Source organism: Microbacterium cremeum, assembly GCF_015277855.1.
In the GTDB taxonomy this organism is placed as follows: Bacteria; Actinomycetota; Actinomycetes; order Actinomycetales; family Microbacteriaceae; genus Microbacterium; species Microbacterium cremeum.
This window is the reverse complement of sequence record NZ_CP063812.1, coordinates 652,572-671,860: the sequence shown is the minus strand read 5'-3', so window position 1 is coordinate 671,860 and position 19,289 is coordinate 652,572. Positions and strand designations below refer to the sequence as shown.

Here is a 19,289-nt window from a genome sequence, read left to right as displayed (position 1 = left end):
GAACGAGAAGAGGACCGACGATGGCCTGGAGGATGCCGCACGAGGGCGACCCTCACGAGCGCACCTGGATGGCGTTCCCCACCGAGGGCCCGACACTCGGCGACGATCCCGTGGAGCACGAGCGCTTCTACAGCGCGTGGAGCGGCGTCGCCCACGCGATCGCCGAGTTCGAGCCGGTGACGATGATCGTCGACCCCTCGAAGGCCGACCGTGCGCGCCGCATGCTCGCATCCGAGATCGAGCTCGTCGAGGCGCCGGTCGACGAGTTCTGGTTCCGCGACCACGGCCCGACGTTCGTCGTCGACGACGACCGCCCCGGTGTGCTCGGCGCAGTCGACTGGGTGTTCAACGGCTGGGGCGCGCCGGACTGGGCCGAATGGGGCAAGTCCGCCGCCCACGCGCGCCTCGTGGCCAACCTCGTCGGGGCCGAGACGGTCAGCTCCCTTCTCGTGAACGAGGGCGGCGGCATCCACGTCGACGGCGAGGGCACCGTGCTGCTCACCGAGACGGTGCAGCTCGACCCGCGCCGGAACCCCTTCGCCGACAAGGCGCGTGTGGAGGCCGAGATGCTCCGCACGATCGGCGCCTCGAAGGCGGTGTGGCTGCCGCGCGGCCTCACTCGGGACTACGACGAGTTCGGCACGAACGGCCACGTCGACATCGTCGCGACCATCGCGACCCCCGGTCGCCTCCTGCTGCACGCCCAGCACGATCCCGAGCATCCCGACCACGACGTGACGCGCGCGCTGCGGGAGTTCCTCGCCGCACAGACGGATGCCGCGGGCCGCAGCTTCGAGATCATCGATCTGCCCGCGCCCGAGGTGCTCCGCGACCACGAGGGGTTCGTCGACTACAGCTACGTCAACCACCTGCTCGTCAACGGCGGCATCATCGCGTGCGGGTTCGGCGAGGAACGAGCCGACGCCCGGGCCCGAGAGATCCTCGAGTCCGCCTACCCGGGGCGCCGCGCCGTGACGGTCGACGCGCGGCAGATCTTCGCCGGCGGCGGCGGCATCCACTGCATCACCCAGCAGCAGCCGGCGGTCGCCCGATGAGCGTTCCGTCTCGCAGGAACCCTCCGGTCGTTGAGCGAGGCCCGCTCGACAACCCGAACCCTCCGGTCGTTGAGCGAGGGAGCGCCAGCGACCGAGACGAAACGCCCCGAGCACGGAGGACACCGATGACCCGTCTGTTCCACGTCGTCGAGAAGTCGATCGCCGAGCTTCGCGCCGCCCTGGAGGCCGGCGAGGTCACCGCGGTCGAGCTCGTCGACGCGTACCTCGCACGGCTCGCCGCGTACGACGAAGCGGGCACGGCGACGGCCCTCAACTCGGTCGTCGTGCGCAATCCCGACGCGCGGGCCGAGGCCGAGGCCTCCGACCGCCGCCGCGCGGAAGGGCGCACGCGGGGGCCGCTCGACGGCATCCCGTACACGGCGAAGGACTCGTTCATGGCACGCGGACTCACGGTCGCGGCGGGCTCGCCCGCGTTCGCCGACCTCGTCGCGCAACGCGATGCGTTCTCGATCGAGCGGCTGCGTGGCGCGGGCTGCATCCTCCTCGGGCTGACGAACATGCCTCCGATGGCGAACGGCGGCATGCAGCGCGGCCTGTACGGCCGCGCCGAGAGCCCCTACAACGGCGATTTCCTCACGTCGGCGTTCGGCTCGGGATCGTCCAACGGCTCGGGAACCGCCACCGCGGCATCCTTCGCGGCCTTCGGCCTCGGCGAAGAGACGTGGTCGAGCGGTCGCGCGCCGGCGTCGAACAACGCGCTGTGCGCCTACACCCCCTCGCGCGGGGTGATCTCGGTGCGCGGCAATTGGCCGCTCGTGCCGACCATGGACGTCGTCGTGCCTCACACCCGCACGATGGCCGACCTGCTCGAGATCCTCGACGTGATGGTCGCCGACGATCCCGAGGCCCGAGGTGACTTCTGGCGCGCGCAGCCCTGGATCGAGATCCCGGATGCCTCGGCCACGCGTCCCGCGTCGTACCCGGCGCTCGGCTCGCACGACGTCGACGGCGCGCGGGCCACGCTCGCGGGTCGTCGCTTCGGGGTGCCGCGCATGTACGTCAACGCCGATCCGGATGCCGGGACCAACCCGCACGGAGGGATCGGCGGCCCCACCGGCACGCGCATCGAGACCAGACCGTCGGTGATCGCGTTGTGGGAGGCAGCACGCCGCGACCTCGAGGCTGCGGGCGCCGAGGTGGTCGAGGTGGACTTCCCCGTCGTCACGAACTACGAGGGCGACCGGCCGGGCGCGCCGACCATCAAGACCCGCGGGCTCGTGACCGAGGAGTTCCTGCAGCGCGAGATCGTCGACCTCTCGGCGTGGGCGTGGGACGACTTCCTGCGCGCGAACGGCGATCCGTCGCTCGACCGGCTGGATGAGGTGGACGGGGCCGCGATCTTCCCGCACCCCGACGGCGCGCTGCCTGACCGGTACACCGGATTCGACGACGACATCGCGACGTATCCCGCTCAGGTGCGCGAGCACCCGTACGCGTCGTTCACCGACATCCCCGAGCTCGAACACGGCGTGCGCGGACTGGAAGAGACGCGGCGCGTCGACCTGGAGGAGTGGATGTCGAGGCTCGGCCTCGACGCGGTGGTCTTCCCGGCGGTGGCCGACGTGGGTCCCGCGGACGCCGACGTGAACGAGGACTCGGCGGTGCAGGCGTGGCGCAACGGCGTGTGGGTGGCCAACGGCAATCTCGCGATCCGGCATCTCGGCATCCCGACGGTCACGGTGCCGATGGGCACGATGGCCGACATCGGCATGCCCGTCGGGCTCACGTTCGCCGGCCGGGCGTATGCCGACGCCGAGCTTCTCGCGTGGAGCTCGGCGTTCGAGGCGCTGCGGCCGCGTCGCACTCCCCCGCCCCGGACGCCCGAGCTCGGCTGACGCGTTTCGTCTCGCTTCGCTCGCTCAACGACCGGCTCCGAGCCGCGGTCCGCACCCCCGGTCGTTGAGCGAGAGAGCGCAGCGACCGAGACGAAACGCCCCGAGCCGACCCCGGGTCCGACCCCCGGTCCGCACCCCCGGTCGTTGAGCGAGGGAGCGCAGCGACCGAGACGAAACGCGGCGAGCGTACGAGCGACGCCCGCTCCGTCAGCGGACGCTCGAGCGCAGGTCTTCGCCGGCCCCGCCGATCGCGTCCATCGGCTCCGAAGCGGCCTCGGGCTCGGCATCCGTCTCGTCGTCGGTGTGGAGCGAGGGCGGCGCAGCGGCGTACGCGGCCGACAGCTCGCGGTACGGCTTCGACACGAACGCGAGCAGGACGACCAGGAGCAGCAGCAGGCTCGCGCCGACGAAGGCCAGCGCCATGCCGCGCGCCTCGCCCTCGCCGAGCAACCACCCGAACGCCTGCTTCCCGCTCGCCGACTCCATGAACGGGATCAGCCCGAACTCCGCGATGGGGCCGATGAGGAACGCCGAGATCGGTGCAGCGGCGGATTCCACGCTCGCAGCGAAGCCGAACACGCGGCCCTGCTTCTCGAACGGCACCACGCGCTGCACGATCGTCTGCTCGGACGCCTCGGCGATCGGCATGAGCGCCATGAAGACGAGGATGCCGAGCCCGTACAGCCACCACACCTCACGGATCGCGAACGTCATGCCGAGCAGGGCGATGCCGACGTTGACCAGCAGCAGCGTGCGCACCGGGTTCTTGCCGAGACCGAACCGGGCGACGAGGCCGCCGCCGATGATGAAGCCGAAGCTGGTGACCCCCAGCACGATGCCCCAGATCTCCACCGAGAACAGCGTCAGACCGTACGGGTCCATGAGGGCCATGAAGACGCCGCCCACGAGGTTGTTGAACGTCGCGAACAGGATCAGCGCGAGCAGGCCCGGCACCACCATGACCGCGGGGATCACGCCGCGCAGGTTCAGCCCGGTGGGCGCGCCCTCGACGTGGGCGATGCCGCGCTCGGGGATCGGCACGAAGATCAGGTGCACGAGTGCGATCGCGGTGGCGGCGATCGCGATCGCCGCCGTCCACCCCATGCCGAGCAGGCCGATCGACAGCCCCGAGAACACGCTCGTCACCATGAACGCGATGCCGTGGACGGCGCCCACCAGGCCGTTCGCCTTGTCGCGGCGGTCGGCGGGCACCAGGAGCGTCACAGTCGTCGACAGCGCGATGTTGCGGAGGTTCTCGACCACGCCGCCGATGAGGATGACTCCGGCGAACACCCAGAACCACGGCCCGCCCCAGTCGACGAGCGTGCTCTCGGGGAACGCCAGGTACAGCGCGCCGGCGAGCAGGTAGGCGGTGAGCGTGACGGTGCTCGACAGCAGCATCACGGCCTTCTTCTTCATGCGGTCGACCAGGGCTCCGAACACCACGCCCAGGACGGCCACGAGCAGCATGTACGACCCGCCGATGATGGCGGTGGCGAGCACCGACCGGGTCTCGAGGTACACCCAGAAGGTCAGGGCCCACCACAGGTAGCTCGAGGTCACATTGGCCAGGGCCGTGTTGACGAGCACCTGGTAGAAGGCGCGGAGCGTGCGCGCGTCGGGACGATGCTGGGCGGCCTCTTCGGCCGCGGTCTGAGCGCCCGGGGCGGGCGAGGGGAGGCTCATGGACTTCCTTCGGCGTGTGGATTCGACGACAGGGCGACGAGGGGTAGGCTCGATGTGGACATCGTGCACATCAATGTTCACACCGTACACACTCGACGGAGGCGGCGCAATGACATCCTCCGCGCGCACCTATCATCACGGGGACCTCCGACGTGCCCTCATCGACGAGGGCCTCAAGCTCGCCCGCACGGGCGGACCGTCGGCCGTGACGCTCCGGGAGGCGACCCGCGCGGCCGGCGTCTCGCCCAACGCCGCCTACCGCCACTTCGCCGACCGCGAGGACCTCGTCCGCGCCGTGGCGCGCGAAGCGCAGCTCGCCCTCGCCCGCGCGATCGGCGAACGCGTCGCCGCCGCACCCGGCGGCCTCGCCCCCGACGAGGCCGCGATCGAACGGCTGCGTCGCGTCGGGCTCGGGTACATCGACTTCGCCCGAGCGGAGCGCGGCCTGTTCGAGATCGCCTTCTTCACGCAGGACACCATCGCGAGCGACGACATCGTGACGCTCGACGACGAGATCGTCGCGCCGTTCCGCGTGCTCATGGACACGCTCGACGCGATGGTCGATGCCGGCGCGCTCGCCGCCGAGCGCCGGCCGTACGCGGAATGGGCGTGCTGGTCGGCCGTCCACGGCTTCGCCGACATCGCCGTGCACGGCCCGGTGCGGTGGCAGCCGGCATCCGTCATCGACACTCTGGCCTCGACCGTCGTCGAGTCGACCATCACCGGGGTGCGCGGAGTCCCCACGTCCGCGCGCCTCGAAGCCGGCGCGGCCGAGCCACGACCCTGACGACGTCGTCGTGCGGGCCTGGATCGCGGTGAAGGGCGGGTGATCGGGGGCGCGGCGTCGCCCCTAGACTGCATCGCATGACACCCGACGCCGCGGCGCGGCCGAGCATGCTGCGACGGGCGCTGTGGTGGGCCGCGGACTACCTCTACGCCGGCCGCCGCCAGCTCGCCGTGCTGTCGTTTCCGTGGGCGATCGGGGCACGCCGCCCCACGCCCGACGCATGGCATCGCGGTGACGGAAGCCTGCCCGAGGTGTTCCTCCTCCCCGGCGTGTACGAGCACTGGACCTTCCTGCGCCCGCTGGGCGACGCGCTCGCCGCCGCGGGGCACCGCGTGCGCGTCGTGCACGGCCTCGGCGTCAATCGCCGGAGCGTCCCCGCCACGGCGGCGCGGCTCGTGCAGCTGCTCGGCGAGACCCCCGCGCCTCCCGCCGGGCGCGTGCTCGTGGCGCACAGCAAGGGCGGGCTCATCGGCAAGCACGCGCTCGTCACCTCCGGCGCGGCGGTCGAGGCCGCGGCCGAAGCAGCATCCGGCGGAGATCCGGCGGATGCCGCCGCCACCGCGACTCCCCATTCCGGCGGCCGCGCGTCAGGACTCCTCGGCCTCGTCACCGTGGCGACGCCCTTCGGCGGGTCACGCCTCGCACGCCTGTTCATCGTGCCGAGCATCCGGGCGTTCGTGCCCGACGACGAGATCATCGTGATGCTGGGCCGCGAGACGTCCGTCAACGGCCGCATCGTGTCGGTCTTCGGCCCGTGGGACCCGCACATCCCCGAGGGGAGCGCGCTCGACGGGGCGACGAACGTCATCGTGCCGACGGCGGGCCACTTCCGCGTGCTCGGCCCGGCCACCACGCACCGCGCCGTGCTCGACGGTGTCGCGCTGCTCTCGCGCGACGACGCACCCTGAGCTCGCGCGACGACGCACCATGAGCTCGCGCGACGACGCATGCCGAGCCACGGCGCTCAGCCGCCGGCGCCCGTCCCTCTCCAGGCGGCGAGGATCTCGACGTGCCGGAGCAGGAATGCCCGCTCGTCGAGCCGCTTGCGCCGCAGCCACCCGGTGACCTCGTCGTTGCTCTTGCTCGCGTTGCACGAACGGCACGCCGGCACGACGTTCTCGAACGTGTAGCGGCCGCCGCGCGAGATCGGCAGGACGCAGTCCTTCTGGAACGGCCCTGTGGTCGCACCGCAGTATGCGCAGGCCGCCCACGCCTCGACGAGGGCCTCCCACTCGTCGATGGTGAGGTCGTTGTCTGCGGCGGCGACGCGGCGCGCTCGCCGGCGCGCGGCGCGCTGCCTTCGGGTCTGACTCACGGCCACACCCGAAGGCTACCTCCCGCTCCGCAGTCACCTTCGGCGACGAGCCGCGACCGGCGCCCGCAGAAACCGACTGCGGAGCACGGGGGCGCTCACAACCGCGACCCGGGGGAGGTGAGTAACGCGAAATCACCGCGGCCACCGGCGCGACTACGTTAGGGGCATGACTGCGCCCGTCGATGCCACCGCCACGTCCGCCTGGGCAGAGCTCGCCGCATACCGCGACGGCTTCGCCCCCGATCTGCGCGACTGGTTCGCGATCGACCCGCGCCGCGCCGAGCGGCTGACGTTCCCGCTGGCGGACCTGCACGTCGACCTCTCGAAGAACCTGATCACCGACGAGATCCTCGCCTCGCTCGTGCGCCTGGCGGAGCAGACCGGCGTCGCCGAGCGCTACGCCGCGATGGTGGCGGGCGAGCACATCAACACCACCGAGGACCGCGCCGTCCTCCACACCGCGCTGCGGCGCCCCGCCTGCTCCGAGCCGGCCGTGGTCATCGACGGACAGGACATCGACGACGATGTCCAGGCGGTGCTCTCGAGCATGTCGGACTTCGCCGACCGTGTGCGCTCGGGCGAGTGGACCGGCGTCACGGGCAAGAAGGTGACGCACATCGTCAACATCGGGATCGGCGGGTCCGATCTCGGCCCCGTGATGGTGTCGGCGGCGCTCGAGCCCTACTCGACCGCCGGCATCGAAGCGCGGTTCGTCTCGAACATCGACCCGACCGACATCGCGCAGAAGACAAAGGGCCTCGACCCCGAGACGACGCTGTTCATCGTCGCCTCGAAGACGTTCACGACGCTCGAGACGCTCACGAACGCCCGCCTCGCACGCGAGTGGCTGTGGTCGGGCCTGCAGGCGCGCGGCGCGATCGACGGCGGCGACGCGCAGAAGACGGATGCCGTGGCCCACCACTTCGTCGCCGTCTCGACCGCGATCGACAAGGTGGCCGCCTTCGGCATCGATCCGGTGAACGCGTTCGGCTTCTGGGACTGGGTCGGCGGCCGCTATTCCGTGGATTCGGCGATCGGCCTCTCGCTCATGATCGAGCTCGGCCCCGACGTGTTCCGCGAGCTGCTCGCGGGCTTCCACGCGGTCGACGAGCACGTGCGCACGACGCCGCTCGAGCGCAACGTGCCGGTGCTCATGGGTCTGCTGAACATCTGGTACACGAACTTCCTCGGCGCGCAGTCGCACGCCGTGCTCCCGTACGCGCAGCAGCTGCACCGCTTCCCCGCGTACCTGCAGCAGCTGACCATGGAGTCCAACGGCAAGTCCGTGCGCTGGGACGGCACCCCCGTCACGACCGACACCGGCGAGGTGTTCTGGGGAGAGCCGGGCACGAACGGGCAGCACGCCTTCTATCAGCTGATCCACCAGGGCACGCGCCTGATCCCGGCGGACTTCATCGCGTTCGCGAACCCGGCGTACCCGCTCCGCGACGGCGGGACCGACGTGCACGGGCTCTTCCTGTCGAACTTCCTGGCGCAGACGAAGGCGCTGGCGTTCGGCAAGACCGCAGCCGAGGTCGAGGCCGAGGGCACGACCGGCCCCCTCGTCGCCGCCCGCACGTTCGCCGGCAACAAGCCGACCACGTCGATCTTCGGCCCCGCGCTCACACCGTCGGTGCTCGGCCAGCTGATCGCACTGTACGAGCACATCACCTTCACCCAGGGCGTCGTGTGGGGCGTGAACTCGTTCGACCAGTGGGGCGTCGAGCTCGGCAAGCAGCTGGCCCTGCAGATCGCGCCGGCGGTCGAGGGCGACGCCGATGCGATCGCCGCGCAGGACGCCTCGACCCGGGGTCTGCTCGCGTACTACGCCGCACAGCGACGCGCCTGACAGCGACAGACGGATGCCGTCGCCCCGGCTCTCGCGCCGGGTGACGGCATCCGTCTTCGCGCCCGTACGCGCCGCGCAATGGTGCCGTGCGATGCCGTGGCGTACACGGTTCTGCCAGGGAGGGCGGAGGATTCGTCCAGACGGGCCGCGCAGACTCGGTGTGCCTTGTGCCGCGCCCGACCCGAGGGCGCGCTGCGCCGCCTGATGTGCGCGCAGGGCGCGCTGACGCGCGCGAACACCCGAAGGAACGCCGCCTCCATGCAGCACACCACTCAGACCGCCCCTACTCGCCGCGCCCTGCGCGCCCGTCCGACCCGACGCCGCATCGCGCCGCTCGTGGTCGCCGGAGCCGTCGCCGTGACGATCGCGACCACCGGATTCGTCGTCGCCACGCCGAGCGTCGCCGCCGCCGTCGAACCCGCTCTCTCACCCGTGGGCGCCGCGTCGCTCGCGGCCGAGACGATCATGGCCGAGCCGATCGATGATGCGACCTCCGATGCGCGCAGCATTCTCGCGCAGGCTCGCGTCGCGCTCGCCGAGGCCGAGGCGGTGACCTCCGCCGTGACCGAATCCGGTCTCGACTTCGGCGCCGAGCCGACCGAGATCGAGACCGGCGACCTGCGCGACGCCGCCGAGAGGCTCAGCGAGCTCGACGGGGTCGCGCTCATGCTCGCCCCCGACGTGACCGCCGACGTGGCGACGGCCGCGGAAGAGGTCACCGAGCTGGCGGCCGACGTTCGCGAACGGCTCAACGCCGGCCTCGCCCAGCGTGCTGCCGAGACCGCCGCTGCGGTCGCCGCGGCCGAGGCGGCCGCTCAGGCGCAGCGCGAGGCCGAGGCCGCCGCTGCGGCGGCAGCTGCGGCAGCCGCGCAGGCCGCCGCCAACACCCCGGAGGGCGCGAAGGCGACCGCACGTCAGCTCGCCGCGTCGGACTACGGCTGGGGCGACGGCCAGTTCTCGTGCCTCGAGTCGCTGTGGACGAAGGAGTCGGGCTGGAACTACCAGGCCTACAACGCCTCCAGCGGCGCCACCGGCATCCCGCAGTCCCTTCCCGGCAACAAGATGGCCAGCGCCGGTGCCGACTGGCAGACCAACGCCACGACGCAGATCCGCTGGGGCCTGGACTACATCGCGCGTGCGTACGGCACCCCCTGCGCGGCGTGGGGCCACTCGCAGGCGACCAACTGGTACTGACCTTCCCGGCGCCCCTCCCGGCGCAGGGGACGCGGGTCAGTCGATGTGCGCTGACGCCGGGCCGTAGAGGCGCGCGACGTCCTGCGAGCTGAGCCAGCCGTCGAACGTCTCGCGCTGCGGCCAGCCGTCAGGCGAGTCCTGCCACGACTCCTGCCGTCCGTACGGCAGCAGGTCGACCAGCGGGAACGTGTGTGCGAGCTGCTTGCCGCGCCCGTCGGTACTCCGGCAGCTCGACCATGGGCAGACGCCGTCGCTGAGCGGCGATGGCATCGAGCTCGCGCGTCGCGGCCTTCTCCCGCGCCCGCAGCGCATCGAGCTCTCGGCGCCACTGCGTGGCGTCGACGACGGGCGGAAGTGCTTTCTCAGTCGTGCTCGGCATGACGGCCTCCGGATCGGCGGGCGATATGTTCACACTGTACACATCCCGGCGCGAAGGTCAAGGGGTTGCCGTCGTGCGCGCGTCAGCGCCGATCAGCGGGGCGGCGGGAGGGCACGTGATCAGGCACTTCGGGGACGCGCGAACTGAATCACAAAAAGATAACGGCAAACCCTTGCCGTCGTTACCTGGCCGTTATAGAGTGCATGCACGGTAGTTGTTTTGCTGTGGCAGCTACCGGCATGTGATTGCAGGACACTCTTGGTGCAAGGGACAAGGGCCGGTCGGTAAGCCTCTCCGACCGGCCCTTACTCTTGCCGCGGCTCTCTCCGCGAGGTCGACGCCGCCCTCTACGTCACGCGCCCGTCCCCGGGTCGCGACACGCGGAACCACCGGTACCCGTACGGGTCGACTTCGAGCTCCACCCGACCGCGGTCGTCGAGGTCGTACCGATGCGCGCCGAGCAGGTCGACGAGAGCGGCACCATCCGGCTCGTCATCCACCGAGAATCGGACCAGCGTCGGCACGTCCGCGAAGTTGTGGACCGCCACCATCCGCCCGACATCGGCGCGCAGCGAGTGCACCAGGACCGCCGGACTCTCGTGCGACAGCACCTCGAACTCTCCCCAGCCGAGCTCGGGAGAGATGCGGTAGCGCCAGATGAGCTCGCGGAAGAAGTGCAAGAGGGAGTCGCGGTCTTCGATCTGATCGGCCACGTTGATGTGCTGGGGCGCGTACCCGTCGGACGGCGGCTTCGACGCGAGTCGCGAGGCCGCGGCATCCGAGAATCCCCCGTTCTTGTCGCGCGACCACTGCATGGGCGTGCGCACGGCCTGACGCACCGGGATCTCCGGGTTCTCACCCATGCCGATCTCTTCGCCGTAGAACAGCACCGGCGTGCCCGGAAGCGTGAACAGCAGGCTGTACGCCATGCGGATCCGCCGCGGGTCGCCCTGCAGCATCGTCGGCAGGCGACGCACGATGCCGCGTCCGTACACGCGCTGCCGTTCGTCGGGGGCGAACGCCTCGAACACCTCCTGCCGCTCGTCCTCGCTCAGCTGGTCGAGGGTCAGCTCGTCATGGTTGCGCAGGAAGTTGGCCCACTGCGTCTCGACCGGCAGCTTCGGCCGCTTCGTCAGCGCCTCGACGAGCGGCTCGGGGTTCTGCCGCACCAGCGACAGGTACAGCCGCTGCATGGCGACGAAGTCGAACTGCATCGTCAGCTCCTGGCCGTCGTCGTTCGCCCCGAAGTACGCCACCTGCTGCTCGTAGGGGAGGTTGACCTCGCCGAGCAGCACCGCCTCGCTCGACCGGCGCTGCATGAAGCGCCGCACGTCGCGGAGGAAGTCATGGGGGTCCGCCATGTCGGCCCCCTCGGGGACCTCGAGCAAGAACGGCACCGCGTCCACGCGGAAGCCTGCCACGCCCAGCTGAAGCCAGAACCCGATCGTGCGCGCGATCTCGTCGCGCACCGCCGGGTTCGCGATGTTGAGGTCGGGCTGGTGCTCGTAGAAGCTGTGCAGGTACCACTGGCCCGACTTCTCGTCCTTCGTCCAGATGCCGTCGGCCTCACCGGGGAAGACGGTGTTCTTCTGACCCTTGGGCGGCGGATCGTCGCGCCACACGTAGAAGTCGCGGTACGGCGAGTTCACGCTCCGCTTCGCGGCGACGAACCACGGATGCCGATCCGACGTGTGATTGACGACCAGGTCGACGATCACGCGCAGACCGCGGTCGTTCGCCGTGCGCACCATCTCGACGAACGCGCCGTGGTTGCCCAGCCGTGGGTCGATGCCGTAGAAGTCCGTGACGTCGTACCCGTCGTCGAGGTCGGGCGAGGGGTAGAACGGCATCAGCCACAGGCACGTGACGCCCAGCTGCGCCAGATAGTCGATGCGCGCCGCAAGCCCCTGCAGGTCGCCGACGCCGTCGCCGTCCGAGTCGAGGTACGTCTCGACGTCGAGGCAGTAGACGACAGCCGACTTCCACCACAGGTCACTGGTATCGGTGATCCTCATGGGGGCCGAGTCTGCCTTGACGCCCGTGCCGCGCGACAGCCCCTTCCGCCGCGGCGCGCGATCCGCTATCCGCGCGGGAGGGCCGCGGTCGCGGCTGGGCTCACGCGCCCGGAGGCTCCGGGCGACGCGTCAGCGGCGCCGGGAGGGGGCGTGCGGACCGTCTCACACGCCGCCGCCACCTCCGCCGCCTCCGCCACCGCCGGCGGACCCGCCGCCGGACGACCCGCCCGACGTGGACGACGAAGAAGCGGTCGACGACGACAGGTTCGAGATGCCCGCCGAGAAGGCGGCGGCGTTGAACCCGGAGCTGCCGGAGTACCACCCGGGAGAGTTGCCGTCGCCGTACAGGACGGCGAGCTCGCGCGCCCATTCCTTCTCTTGCCCGAACACCACGGCGTACGGCAGCAGCGCCTCGTAGAGCTTCAGCTTCACCCGCGGATCCGAGACGTCGACGGGCACGCGCTCGGCGCCCCGCGGCGACTGCAGCATCCGGATGCGGTCGGCCTCGGCCCACTCGATGAACTGCTTGAGCCCGGCGAGGTGGTCGCGCACCTCCGCGCCCGCCGCAGTGAGCGGCTTGTGCGAGACCAGCCCGACGACGACGAACACCGCCACCACCGCCGCGACGATCAGCGCGATCGGGACGAGCGGTGCGACGAACGCCGAGAGCGCGCCGAACCCGAGGAGGAAGACGAGCACGGCCGCCAGGATGGCCACCAGCACCGGCCCCACTCGCGCCGACGCCGGCACCGCGCGACGGAGACCTCGGGTGGCGAGCTCCTGGTTCGCGGCCTTGAGGATCTTCTGCGCGGCCGACGAGAACCTCGTGTCGCTGCGACCGAACTCGAACTCCTCGCCCGGCCGCCCGTGCGGGAAGAGGCCTTCGAGCAGCATCCTGCCGTCGCCGTCGGCGCGTGAGGGGTCCACGAGCACGGCCTTCAGCTTCACCCCGCCGAAGAGCTTGCGGTGCCCTTCTTCGATACGGATGCTTCCGACCACCGCCTGCTCGAGCACCTCGGCCGGGATGCCCTTCGCGGAGAGCCCGAGCAGCACGGCGCTCTCGAGCGCATCGACCTCGCGGGGCGGCGTGTACTCGGCGATGATGACCGGCCGGCCGGGCTCGTCGCGCAGGTGCCGCCGCCGCGCCACGCCGGCGGCGGTGACGGCGCCGCCGAGGCCCAGCAGCGCCACGGCGCCCTGCAGCCAGCCCCACGGCGACGCGAGGTACGACGAGTCGAACTCGGTGAACGTGTCGGCGTCGAAGCCGATCGCGATCGTCAGCGTCTGATACGGCTCGAGCGGTCCGGCGGATGCCTCGACCCCATCTCCGACATCGGTGATGGTGCACGTCTGCGAGGTCGATCCCTGGTATCCGGCGTAGCACGCCTGCTGCCCGGTTCGCGCGTCTGCCAGCTCGGCGGGGATCGTGACCCGCGCGGTGACGCGGCCGAACGACTGCCGCCAGTCGGTGCCGTTGACGTCCCAGTAGAACTCGTCCGCATCGGTGTCGGCGAAGAATCGCGTGACGTTCTCGAGGGTGTAGGTGAAGACGTAGGTCTGCCGTCCGTGGACGTAGCCGTCCCCGCGCGAGGTCATCATGTACGAGCCGTCGTCCGACTCGACCTCCGAGTTGCGAGGCACCCCGTTCTCGTCGGTGATCGAGACGAGCTCGGGGTTCAGCGGCGCGCCCTGGTACGAGTCCGGGATCGTGCGCCGCATGCCCCGGTTCTGGTCGAACTCGGGGAACACCGCCACGAACGTCTCGACGACGGTCAGGGTGCTGACCCCTTCCTCGGTGCGCCCGAGCTGGTACTCGGCGTCGAGGCTCTCGAACGTGAAGTCGTCGACATCGGCGTGCGCCGGCACTGCGCCGGTGGCGGTCGCGGTGATCAGCAGCCCGCCCAGCAGCGCTCCGAGAAGCATGGCCGTCAGCGACCGGATCGGCCCGCGCGACGGCGCGATGGCAGAAGTCCCCATGGTGGCCAGCCTAGGGGTGGTGGTTCGCCGTAATCTTGTCGCTATGACCGATCGCCGCCTCGCCATCGACGCCTGGGAGAGCCTGTTCCGCGCGCAGCACGAGATCTTCGGCGACGTCAACGACGACTTCGACGACGGCACGCTCAGTCAGGCCGAGTACGACGTCCTGCTCACCGTGACGCGCGGCGACGACATGACCGCGCGCCTGCGCGACGTGACGGCGAACATGCTGATCAGCCAGCCGAGCGTGTCGCGCCTGGTCGATCGCATGGTCGCGCGCGGCCTGATCACGAAGTGCGCGGATCCCGACGACGGACGCGGGTCGCTCGTGCGGGCGACGGATGCCGGAGCCTCCCTCTTCCGCCGGGTCGCCAGTGCCCACGGCAAGGCGATCGCCGAGCGGATGTCGCTGCTGAGCGACGACGAACTGACCCAGCTGCGGAACCTCACCTCGAAGCTCCGCAAGAACCAGCCCGGCTGCTGACCCGATCGGTCGCTGAGCGCCCTTCGACAAGCTCAGGAACCGCTCCGCGAGGCGAAACGCCCTCAACCGCCGTCGCACGTCAGCTTGCTGCGTTTCGTCTTCGGGCGCCGGAGCGCCCTCCGCTCAACGACCGACCACTGGGCCGCGGCATCCGTCACCAGCGGTTGTGCACCTCTTCGGCCCAGCCGAGGATGCCGGCGAAGGTCAGCGGCGAACCGTCGGCCACCGCGAAGCTGCCCGACCAGTGGCCGAAGCACTGGTCGGTGCGCGACGAGACGACGCCGAGGTTCATGCGCGAGGTCTTGTCGTAGAAGGGCGTGAAGGATGCCTCGAGCCCGCCGCCGGTGACCCGCCACGGCTGCCGCCACTCGGCGAGGTCGTACTCCCACGTCAGCTCGTCGTGGATCTTGTGCAGCCGACCGTCGACGTAGACGGCGTTCTCGGTGGATCCCGTGCCCGCGGTCCACCTGCCGCCGACCTGGATGCCGACGACGTGGTCGCCGGAGCGACCCGACCCGGCTCCCCAGTTCCACCGCACGTCGTAGGGCCAGCGGCCGCGGCCGTGGTCGAGCACCGCCCACGACTCCCCCGCCGGCACGTCGTACGTGACCCCTTCGATCGTCAGCGAGCCCCACGCCGGGCGTGCGACGTCCTTCACGGTGTACTGGAACCGGGTGCTGCTCCACGGCACCACCACGGCGAGCCGCTCGTGCGCGTCCGGGAGCTCGGCGACGACGTCGAATGCGACATCCGTCGTCCTCGCCCGCAGGCGCGTGCGGCGGGCAGCCCCGGGGCCGGCTTCCGGTCCCGAGCCGCCTTCCGGGTCTGAGTCGGCTTCCGCACCGGAAGCCGTTTCGACTCCCGCGCCTGCCGAGGAGTCGATGTCGATCTCGAGTCCCTTCGCACGTGCCCGGGCGCGGCCGCTCTCGACGGCCGCCGGCAGCTCGGCGCCGCGCGTCGGGATCAGGGTCGAGGTCTTGCCCCACGAGCGCTCGGTGGCGCGGTCGAGCACCCACACCTCGTGCACGGCGGCGTAGTCGATCGACGAGACGGTGAGCGCGAGGATGTGCGTCGGGGTGGTGACGTTCCAGTACTCCCACCGCTTGTTGCGCCCTCGTCCGCGCGCGATCCCCGACGTATCGATGATCGGCTGACGCGCCCACCCGACGGCATCGGGATTGAGGCGGCCGTTCGGCAGGGTCAGCGACGTCCGCTCCGAGAGCTCTCGGAGGGCGGCACCGGGCACGGAGGAATATGCGGTCATCGGCATCCTTGCTGACGGTCCGTAGTGGGGCGTGGTTCGATCCTAGAGCGCCGTAGGGTGGCGCCATGCATCCGCCCGCACTCGCTCGTCTGCAAGTCGTCGCCGGACCGATGTTCGCCGGCAAGTCCGAAGAGTTGCTCCGCCGCGTACGGCGGGCGCGCATCGCCGGGCTCTCGGTCGAGGTGGTCAGCCACACGCTCGACGACCGCCGAGGCCCGGGGCAGGTGAGCTCGCATTCCGGACTCCGCATCGAATCGCATTCGGTTCCCGACGTCGATGCGCTCGTCTCGCACGTGCGTGGCCGCGGTCTCGACGTCGTCGCGATCGACGAGGCGCAGTTCTTCGGAGCGGCCCTCGTCCCCGCCGTGAGCGCGTTCGTCGCCGGCGGACTCAACGTCATCGTCGCCGGACTGTGCGTCACCTTCGACGGGCGCCCGTTCGAGCCGCTGCCGTCGCTCATGGCTCTGGCCGAGGACGTCCTCAAGCTCACCGCGGTGTGCGCGGTGTGCGGCGCGGACGCCGCGTTCCATCAGCGCCTCGTCTCAGGAGAGTCCGGAGACCCGAGCATTCCGACGCAGGCGCAGGTGGGCGGCATCGAGTCGTACCAGGCGCGCTGCCGCCGGCACTTCACCGGCGACCGGCCGCCGGCGGCGTGAACGACGGATGCCTCGTCCCGGCGGGACGAGGCATCCGTCTCTGTCGATCCTTACTGCTCGATCGGCTGAGGAGTCTCGTTCGACTCGTGCGCCTTGATCGTCGGGTTGCTACTCTCGGCCATCACCTCGATCTTGCGCGGCTTGGCCTGCTCGCTCACCGGGATCGTGACGCTCAGCACGCCGTTGCTGTAGCTCGCCGAGATGCGCTCGGTGTCGATGCCCTGACCCAGGTTGAGCTGGCGCAGGAAGCTCGCAGCTTCGCGCTCGCGCGTGATCCACTTGACGCCGTCGCCCGTGCTGAGCGTGCGCTCGGCACGGATCGTCAGCAGCTGGCCGTCGACGTCGATGTCGACCGAGCCGGGGTCGATGCCCGGCAGATCGGCGGTCAGCACGTAGTGATCGCCGTCGCGGTAGAGGTCCATCGGCATGCGGCGCGGGCCGCGGCGCGTGTCGAAGAGACTCGACGCGAGGCGGTCGAGGTCACGGAACGGGTCGTACGTGGCCATGGGATATCTCCTCTCTGTCCTAGAGTTGAGCCCACTCGACTCAACTAACGACAGATTAGCACTCTGCCTGGCCGAGTGCTAAGAGCGTCCGTGTTCGCCCAGAACGAACGGATGCCCCGGCATCCGTCCGCGGCCGTTCTTCGTGGCCGGTCGCGGCGCGCGACCGCTGCTGCCCGCCGCAGCCGCAGCCGTTGCCGTCGCCGTAAGTGGCACAACACGCGGAATCACCCCACCCACCCCGCGTGTCGCGCCACCCGAAGCCCCCGCGCCGGCGCGCCGCCCCGCGCGAACAACCACACCGCCAGCTCAAGTGGCACAACACGCGGAATCACCCCACCCACCCCGCGTGTCGCGCCACCCGAAGCCCCCGGCGCCAGCGCGCCACCCCGCGCGAACAACCACACCGCCAGCTCAAGTGGCACAACACGCGGAATCACCCCACTTACCCCGCGTGTCGCGCCACGTGAATCTGGAATCGGCGGTGAGCAGCGTCTCCTCCACAGGTGGCGGTGTGCGGTGCGGCGCTCACAATCTCGGGCCGCCGCGCCCCAGGTGGCGTCCGCGCACGGCATCTTCGTCAGATGTCTGCCCGTCCGACTCCGTTGCCCGAGCGCCTCGGAAGCGCCTTCGCCGTCGCCGAGGCTCGCCGATGCGGCGTGTCATCCGGCCGATTGCAGGCGAGCGACCTCAGCGCACCGTTCCATGGCGTCCGTCAGGCTGAGGAAGTTCCCGAGCCCGGCCTGGATCTGTCCATCGACGAGGTCGCCCAGCGCAGCGAGCAGCGAAAGATCGAGGCGTACGCGACAGCGATGCGGCCGCACGTGTTCCTCGCAGGGCGAAGCGCCGCGGTGCATCTCGGCTTCTCGGTCGGCCCGGGCACACGCCTCGAGGTCGCCGTGTTCGCACCGGCGCGTGCACCGCGGGCACGAGGCATCCGTGGAATCAAAGTCGAGCCGCAACTCGCGAACGTGCGCGTGCACGCTGGGATACGCACAACGGACGCGGCCTCGACGTGGGCCATGCTCGCTGCGGAGCTCAGCGTGCGAGAGCTCGTCGCGCTCGGCGATCAGATCGTGCGCATCCCTCGCGACCAGCGTGGAAGGCCTCAGCCAGGCGAGCGCCTCGGCACGATCGAGGACCTCACGGCGATCGTCTCCGCCGGCAGGCGCCGCGGCATCGGTCGCCTCGTCGAGGCGCTTCCGCTCATTCAGGTGGGCAGTGCGTCGCCGCTCGAGACCGACTTCCGACTGGATGCCGCGGCCGACGGACTGCCGACGCCCGAGCTCGACGTCGAGATCCGCGACGGTCGCGGGGTCCTTCTGGGGATCACGGAGTTCGTGTTTCGCGAGTATCGGACTGTGGTCGAGATCGAGGGCGACCACCACCGCACCGATCGCGCGCAGTGGAATCGCGACATCGACAAGTACGCCGCGTACGTCGCCGAGGGTTGGGAGGTCGTCCGCCTCACGTCCGCGCACGTGCGCAGCGCCGATCGACGCGGGGTGGCGATCGTGCGGTCGGTCCTGCGTCGGCGCGGCTGGAACCCCACGCCGTCGTAGGCGCGTGGCGGGGCGCGGGCGTGTGTGCGTTCGCGTGGCACGACACGCGAACTCCGTCACGCCATTCCGCGTGTTGCGCCACCTGAACCGGGCAACCCCGACCCGAGCACGCGACGCGACCCCGCGCAACCGCGCGCATTCACGTGGCACGACACGCGGCATCCGCCACGCCATTCCGCGTGTTGCGCCACCTGAACCAGGCAACCCCGGACCCGACCACGCGACGCGACCCCGCGCAACCGCGCGCGTTCACGTGGCACGACACGCGGCATCGCTCACCCCATTCCGCGTGTTGCGCCACCTGAACCAGACAACCCCGGACCCGACCACGCGACGCGACCCCGCGCAACCGCGCGCGTTCACGTGGCACGACACGCGGCATCGCTCACCCCATTCCGCGTGTTGCGCCACCTGAACCAGACAACCCCGACCCGAGCACACGAAACCCGCGCAACCGCGCGCGTTCACGTGGCACGACACGCGGCATCGCTCACCCGATTCCGCGTGTTGCGCCACCTGAACCGGGCAACCCCGACCCGAGCACACGAAACCCGCGGAACCGCGTGCATTCACGTGGCACGACACGCGGCATCCGTCACGCCATTCCGCGTGTTGCGCCACCTGAACCGGGCAACCCCGACCCGAGCACACGAAACCCGCGGAACCGCGTGCATTCACGTGGCACGACACGCGGCATCGCTCGCTCG

Annotated in this window: 15 protein-coding genes and 1 pseudogene; 9 read left to right on the top strand and 7 right to left on the bottom strand. The window is 70.7% G+C overall.

From position 1 onward, the window contains the following. Nucleotides 1-20 precede the first annotated feature (20 nt). Nucleotides 21-1,055 carry an agmatine deiminase family protein gene (locus IM778_RS02875; protein WP_194410601.1) on the top strand — a complete coding sequence of 345 codons (1,035 nt, stop codon included), beginning with the start codon at nt 21-23 and terminating at the stop codon, nt 1,053-1,055. 125 nt (nt 1,056-1,180) lie between these two features. Next, on the top strand, nt 1,181-2,911 hold the full coding sequence (locus IM778_RS02870; protein WP_194410600.1) for an amidase: 1,731 nt from the start codon (nt 1,181-1,183) through the stop codon (nt 2,909-2,911). A gap of 207 nt (nt 2,912-3,118) precedes the next feature. On the opposite strand, the gene IM778_RS02865 is transcribed toward IM778_RS02870, so the two are convergent. Continuing rightward, complete coding sequence (locus tag IM778_RS02865) at nt 3,119-4,597, bottom strand: MFS transporter (RefSeq protein ID WP_194410599.1); 1,479 nt, start codon at nt 4,595-4,597, stop codon at nt 3,119-3,121. Nucleotides 4,598-4,706: 109 nt separating this feature from the next. Between IM778_RS02865 and IM778_RS02860 the strand changes: the two genes are divergently transcribed. Then, nucleotides 4,707-5,384: a TetR/AcrR family transcriptional regulator gene (locus IM778_RS02860; protein ID WP_194410598.1), complete on the top strand. Its 678-nt coding sequence runs from the start codon at nt 4,707-4,709 to the stop codon at nt 5,382-5,384. Nucleotides 5,385-5,461: 77 nt separating this feature from the next. Next, nucleotides 5,462-6,292 (top strand): esterase/lipase family protein, encoded by an 831-nt coding sequence (locus IM778_RS02855; protein ID WP_194410597.1) that lies wholly within the window; start codon nt 5,462-5,464, stop codon nt 6,290-6,292. Nucleotides 6,293-6,348: 56 nt separating this feature from the next. Here the strand turns inward: IM778_RS02855 and IM778_RS02850 are convergent, their stop codons facing one another. Then, on the bottom strand, nt 6,349-6,705 hold the full coding sequence (locus tag IM778_RS02850) for an HNH endonuclease (protein WP_194410596.1): 357 nt from the start codon (nt 6,703-6,705) through the stop codon (nt 6,349-6,351). Between the two features lie 160 nt (nt 6,706-6,865). On the opposite strand from IM778_RS02850, the gene pgi reads away from it, so the two are divergent. Together pgi and IM778_RS02840 are read left to right on the top strand one after the other, a co-directional pair. Beyond that, entirely contained in the window at nt 6,866-8,548 is a 1,683-nt protein-coding gene (gene pgi / locus IM778_RS02845; protein WP_194410595.1) for a glucose-6-phosphate isomerase, read from the top strand. 258 nt (nt 8,549-8,806) lie between these two features. Next, nucleotides 8,807-9,742, top strand: coding sequence for an aggregation-promoting factor C-terminal-like domain-containing protein (locus IM778_RS02840; RefSeq protein ID WP_194410594.1), 936 nt, complete (start codon nt 8,807-8,809; stop codon nt 9,740-9,742). Nucleotides 9,743-9,778: 36 nt separating this feature from the next. Here IM778_RS02840 and IM778_RS02835 read toward each other — a convergent pair. The 3 genes and pseudogenes from IM778_RS02835 to IM778_RS02825 form a co-directional block, all read right to left on the bottom strand. After that, nucleotides 9,779-10,121, bottom strand: a pseudogene (locus IM778_RS02835) (DUF899 family protein). Nucleotides 10,122-10,468: 347 nt separating this feature from the next. Continuing rightward, on the bottom strand, nt 10,469-12,136 hold the full coding sequence (locus IM778_RS02830) for an alpha-amylase family protein (RefSeq protein WP_194410593.1): 1,668 nt from the start codon (nt 12,134-12,136) through the stop codon (nt 10,469-10,471). A gap of 162 nt (nt 12,137-12,298) precedes the next feature. Then, on the bottom strand, nt 12,299-14,113 hold the full coding sequence (locus tag IM778_RS02825) for a DUF2207 domain-containing protein (RefSeq protein WP_194410592.1): 1,815 nt from the start codon (nt 14,111-14,113) through the stop codon (nt 12,299-12,301). Nucleotides 14,114-14,156: 43 nt separating this feature from the next. On the opposite strand from IM778_RS02825, the gene IM778_RS02820 reads away from it, so the two are divergent. Continuing rightward, on the top strand, nt 14,157-14,597 hold the full coding sequence (locus tag IM778_RS02820) for a MarR family winged helix-turn-helix transcriptional regulator (protein ID WP_194410591.1): 441 nt from the start codon (nt 14,157-14,159) through the stop codon (nt 14,595-14,597). A gap of 154 nt (nt 14,598-14,751) precedes the next feature. Here the strand turns inward: IM778_RS02820 and IM778_RS02815 are convergent, their stop codons facing one another. Next, on the bottom strand, nt 14,752-15,861 hold the full coding sequence (locus IM778_RS02815; RefSeq protein ID WP_194410590.1) for a DUF2804 domain-containing protein: 1,110 nt from the start codon (nt 15,859-15,861) through the stop codon (nt 14,752-14,754). 65 nt (nt 15,862-15,926) lie between these two features. Between IM778_RS02815 and IM778_RS02810 the strand changes: the two genes are divergently transcribed. After that, nucleotides 15,927-16,517 carry a thymidine kinase gene (locus IM778_RS02810; RefSeq protein ID WP_194410589.1) on the top strand — a complete coding sequence of 197 codons (591 nt, stop codon included), beginning with the start codon at nt 15,927-15,929 and terminating at the stop codon, nt 16,515-16,517. A 50-nt stretch (nt 16,518-16,567) separates the two neighbouring features. Here IM778_RS02810 and IM778_RS02805 read toward each other — a convergent pair whose 3' ends face one another. Beyond that, nucleotides 16,568-17,023 carry an Hsp20/alpha crystallin family protein gene (locus IM778_RS02805; RefSeq protein WP_194410588.1) on the bottom strand — a complete coding sequence of 152 codons (456 nt, stop codon included), beginning with the start codon at nt 17,021-17,023 and terminating at the stop codon, nt 16,568-16,570. Between the two features lie 656 nt (nt 17,024-17,679). On the opposite strand from IM778_RS02805, the gene IM778_RS02800 reads away from it, so the two are divergent. After that, nucleotides 17,680-18,582: a PDDEXK family nuclease gene (locus tag IM778_RS02800; RefSeq protein ID WP_194410587.1), complete on the top strand. Its 903-nt coding sequence runs from the start codon at nt 17,680-17,682 to the stop codon at nt 18,580-18,582. Nucleotides 18,583-19,289: the final 707 nt, after the last annotated feature.

Bases quoted from the DNA above. Each gene is read 5' to 3' on its own strand.
- IM778_RS02875 (WP_194410601.1), top strand. From the start codon at position 21: ATGGCCTGGAGGATGCCGCACGAGGGCGACCCTCACGAGCGCACCTGG.
- IM778_RS02870 (WP_194410600.1), top strand. From the start codon at position 1,181: ATGACCCGTCTGTTCCACGTCGTCGAGAAGTCGATCGCCGAGCTTCGC.
- IM778_RS02865 (WP_194410599.1), bottom strand. From the start codon at position 4,597: ATGAGCCTCCCCTCGCCCGCCCCGGGCGCTCAGACCGCGGCCGAAGAG.
- IM778_RS02860 (WP_194410598.1), top strand. From the start codon at position 4,707: ATGACATCCTCCGCGCGCACCTATCATCACGGGGACCTCCGACGTGCC.
- IM778_RS02855 (WP_194410597.1), top strand. From the start codon at position 5,462: ATGACACCCGACGCCGCGGCGCGGCCGAGCATGCTGCGACGGGCGCTG.
- pgi (WP_194410595.1), top strand. From the start codon at position 6,866: ATGACTGCGCCCGTCGATGCCACCGCCACGTCCGCCTGGGCAGAGCTC.
- IM778_RS02840 (WP_194410594.1), top strand. From the start codon at position 8,807: ATGCAGCACACCACTCAGACCGCCCCTACTCGCCGCGCCCTGCGCGCC.
- IM778_RS02830 (WP_194410593.1), bottom strand. From the start codon at position 12,136: ATGAGGATCACCGATACCAGTGACCTGTGGTGGAAGTCGGCTGTCGTC.
- IM778_RS02825 (WP_194410592.1), bottom strand. From the start codon at position 14,113: ATGGGGACTTCTGCCATCGCGCCGTCGCGCGGGCCGATCCGGTCGCTG.
- IM778_RS02820 (WP_194410591.1), top strand. From the start codon at position 14,157: ATGACCGATCGCCGCCTCGCCATCGACGCCTGGGAGAGCCTGTTCCGC.
- IM778_RS02815 (WP_194410590.1), bottom strand. From the start codon at position 15,861: ATGACCGCATATTCCTCCGTGCCCGGTGCCGCCCTCCGAGAGCTCTCG.
- IM778_RS02810 (WP_194410589.1), top strand. From the start codon at position 15,927: ATGCATCCGCCCGCACTCGCTCGTCTGCAAGTCGTCGCCGGACCGATG.
- IM778_RS02805 (WP_194410588.1), bottom strand. From the start codon at position 17,023: ATGGCCACGTACGACCCGTTCCGTGACCTCGACCGCCTCGCGTCGAGT.